Source organism: Rhodococcus sp. FH8, assembly GCF_019266085.1.
GTDB lineage: Bacteria > Actinomycetota > Actinomycetes > Mycobacteriales > Mycobacteriaceae > Rhodococcus_F > Rhodococcus_F qingshengii.
In genome coordinates this window covers 1-3,948 of the sequence record NZ_LPNQ01000033.1, presented here as the reverse complement: position 1 = coordinate 3,948, position 3,948 = coordinate 1, and the positions used below count along the sequence as shown (strand labels likewise).

Annotated in this window: 2 protein-coding genes and 1 pseudogene; all 3 read right to left on the bottom strand. The window is 61.9% G+C overall.

Going from position 1 to position 3,948, the window contains the following annotated elements; all coding sequences use genetic code 11:
- A partial coding sequence (locus ATN38_RS00295; RefSeq protein ID WP_218747385.1) for an integrase occupies window positions 1-1,650 on the bottom strand: 1,650 nt, incomplete at its 3' end.
- Between the two features lie 139 nt (window positions 1,651-1,789).
- A complete protein-coding gene (locus ATN38_RS00290; protein WP_003944282.1) occupies window positions 1,790-2,647 on the bottom strand; it encodes a hypothetical protein in 858 nt (285 codons plus the stop codon).
- 462 nt (window positions 2,648-3,109) lie between these two features.
- A pseudogene (locus tag ATN38_RS00285) lies at window positions 3,110-3,948 on the bottom strand (AAA family ATPase); the annotation flags it as partial.

Here is a 3,948-nt window from a genome sequence, read left to right as displayed (position 1 = left end):
GAGGAGGTCTGCCACGTGTCGCCCGTCCGTCCCACCGACGAGTTTGAGATTCAGACCTGCGCGCGACGCCAAGGATAATGCGCCGATGCCGTCGGTCAGAGCGGCGTGGGTGATGCGGTCGAGCCCCGCTCCGACAAGTGGGGCGGCCGTCCGCAATGTTGCTTGCAGTGCAACAGAGTTAGTCGAACCGCCGTGCATCAGCAGGTTTCTCTGTCGATAGAGGCGCCGCATCGCGGTGGTGATGTGTTTGGAGACGTCGTTGAGGGTGCGGCGAGGATCTTTCACGACCTGGTTCATGCGTTCCTGGGCGGCGATATCCGTCGGCCGTGTCAATGCCAGCGACCGACCAGATTTGAGGGATTCCGCTACCAATAGAGCCCTCTCCCGATTGGAGGCGGCAGAGGCAAGTGCCAGCGCAAGCCGGTCCGGTTCTTCCGGGTCATGGCGGTGAGCCAAGGAGGTCAATTCACCACGAGGCCATGAACATGCCACCAATGCGGCCATACGATCGGCAGCGACGGAGCCCCGGTCTCGGGTGTCGTCACCGTCGGCGGATGAGATCAGCAAGGCCTCGATGGCCGCCCATCCCCCGGAGATGGCAGGGCCGGGGGATCCGAAGTTCAGCGATGCGGCAAGTTCGAGTGCGTCGTCGAGAGCTGTCGGCTCAGCAACGTCGTATACCCGACGCTCGGCCTGTAGGGACAGCACGAACGCCCCACGCCCGTGTTCGCGGCGCAGTTCGATCTTTTCAGTGTCCGTGCCGCTGCTGACCCAGACTGTGCCCAGCGGCAGCGGGATCTTGTGGCCGCGGGTCCGTTTGCGGGTGTAGCCGCTACGCGCAATCAGCCGATCGACGGTCTCGGCGACAGCGTCGGCTGCGCCGAAGGTGTCTCGGGTCTCCACTGTGTAGAGGAAGCCTCCGCACGTGAGGATGCCTCCTGGAGACTTCGTCTTGTCCTGAATCCACTCGTTCACCTGCCCAGCGGTGCGCCACTGCGGCAGATCCTGCGCCAACTCCATCTTGGGCAGCGCGATGAATGGGACCATTACCTCGAACGAGTGGGCACTGCCGTGGGCCAACGCTCCCGCAGAATCGAGCAACTCGGCCAGGGAATGACCGCCGTACACATGCCCGGAGACCCAACGATGCAGAAAACCCATGCTGTATCCGCAGTCGAGGAGATGCGAGGCAACGGCCCGGGCTAACCGCTCTGGCGAGGGCCGCGAGGATCCCTGCACCGCCACAGCCCAACGCGCGATGTAACCGTCCTGCACCAGATCCGTCAGCTGAGCCAGTGTTCGGTGATGGCGGCTTCCGTGCGGAACTCCGGATCGGAGAGTGGCTCGCAACTGCGTGCGCAGTTCCTTCTCGCCGACGCCCCGATCGCGGCCGGCGAGACGTTCGATATCGTCTGCCAGCCAGGAAACCGCGCTCGTCGAAAGCACGTTCCGCTCGCGCCAACGAGACGCTTCGTCGAGTTCGCGCAATGCCAGAACCGTTCCGGTATCCCAGAGTCGGCGCTGCCAAGGCGAGGTGTCGGAAAAGAAGTCCAACAACCGCACGAAGATGTGCGCGGAATACGGATCAGCGTCCGCACCCTGCGATGCGGCGATGATATGCACGGTGACTGGATCGAGAGGTTTGCTCACCGGAATATCTTCACGTAAACTTCGAGACAAGCGAAACGCTGCAATCTTGAGCAGGGGAATAGTCCTTCGGGACTATTCCCCGCTTTTTCGTTCTCAGCATAGAACATATGTTCGAGGTTAGTTCTGTGTGTGGCAGCGGTTAGGTCACGAGTGCTGAACCAATAGCGAAGGTCCGGTCGGCCAGTTCTTGCCCGTAGACGGTTGCGATGTTGGCCGCGACCGGGGCCCACGCAGTGCGGAACCATTCCAAGCCGCGTTTGAGGCCTTTCGACATCACGGTATCGAGGTCATCGAGAACGTCCTCGACATCGCTGGGGTCGATGTTCGGATGTGCTGGGGCGGAGGCGATGTCGCTGCGAAGCGTGCGCACTAGCTCCACGGCTTCCTCGATGGTGACGCCTTCGGTGTTGTTGACGGTGACGGTGTGGTTTTGCCCGCCGACGACTTGGCTGCTGATGGTTCCGTAGTTCTCGGCCGAGTAGTTCGTGACGTGGTTCGAGACGGGCACCGGCATCGCAGCATCCTCGATCGGGAAGGAACTGCGTAAGGCTCGGTGGCCTTTCGGGGTGAGTTCGGCATAGGTGAATTCGTTATTGGCGTTGCGCTGTCCCGTGATCAGCCTGCGGTCCGCAAGGTCATCGAGAGCCAATCCGACTTCCTGATGAGTGAGAGCGCCGGTGAAGTCTTCACCGTCCGGCCCGCCGACGATGCCAGTGAAGTGTCCGGTGCGCGCGATCGAGGACAGGACCTGGCGGCGTGCGAATTCCTCGCGGTACGACTCAACAGTGTTGCGGGCCCGCATCTTACCGACAGTGGTGAGATGAAAATCGTAGCTGCCGTCGAGGGTGTAGGTGTCTTCGACCAATTCAAGATTTTCGAGTTCGTCGTACACGAAGCGGGCATCGTCATATGGGCAGACCTGTACTGGAAGGGCAACGGCTGGATCGTTGTCGGCCAACCAGCGCAATGCGCGCATAGCGCGAAAGGAGATGCTCACGTTGTGCTCCGTCGTGATCGCGTCGTGCCTGAGTTGGCGCGACGATTCGACACTATCGGCCGCATGTGACATGCATGCTGGAGCAGACGACAGAGGGCTCCGCGTGCACGGACGCCGTTGGCAGTCACAGACACTTTCCGCGATAACGACGACACCGAGAAAGCCGCACGGCCGTCGCGACCGCCCCTACATCCCAATTTCGTCGTCCCACCTGGGTGCGGCTCGATTGCGCACAGGCTGTTTACACGTTGTCTTACGGCTTCCGGTAAGCGAGAACGCGGGAATTCCGAGCGCAGTTAGTACTTGTCGAATACCAAGACCAAGTCGAGGTGGTGCGGTCACCGCTTAACAACGCAACCGCACCGCACCGCATCGCAGGGCAGGGCAGAGCCAAGCCCGCGCCCGCATCAATGCCAGCCGTTCGGCTGCACGGCAGTGGGTGCCGGCCGAGCTCGACAGAGGTCACGCCAGCTCAGGTACCTGAACAGGCTTGCGAATCGAGACGTACGAACTGTCCGGAATCGCAAGATCGCCCATCTCGTCGGTGTCGCTGCGCCAGGTCAACGAGAGCAACGAGTCTTCGATGATGTCGGGCTCGGGTTCGGTGTCGACAACGACCCACTCGTCGGTGTCCTCCATCAACATCAGATCTCCCAGTGCCACGTCAGAGGCGCGAACATCCTGGACCGGTCCGTATTGGTCCTCGTGTTCGTTTCCGCTGCCGAATGCATAGTCCGGTTCCTCGCGTGGAGCCGTATCGTCGACTGCTGCCTTGACGACGGTGAGTCTGGTTCGGGCCTGTTCGACGTTCGACGGTTCTGGTCGGGATTCGGGATCGGAGAGTTTGTCGAGAAACGCCGCCGCATCGGCGGCATCGTTTGTCGCGAACGCCGGCCGGCGGTAGGTGTCGAGGTCGACGAAGTCCGCCATCGCTTGTCGCTTCTTCGGAGTTTCGGACGCCCCCAACAGACCCAACAATGCGGTCGGCGATGCGAGCCGGGGATCGGTCTCGCCATTCATCCGTGCTCGTGTGAGTACCGGGTCGAGGTCAGGCCTGTCACTGGCAAGGACCCAGTCAGCGGCGACGTAGTCGAAATAGGTCAGGGGTGCGGGTTCTGACGTTTCGTCGGAGTCGTCGATGTCTGCCAGAGATTCCGGCGGCACGATGAGCAACCGCGGGTGTCTGGTCACCGCTGGCCGAAGTCTGTCGAGGAGTTCAGCGTCGGGAGTGCCGTCTCGCGTCTTCCGCGGGTCCGGCACGCGGTAGCACTGAATTTCGAGCGCCTGATAGGTGTCCGTGA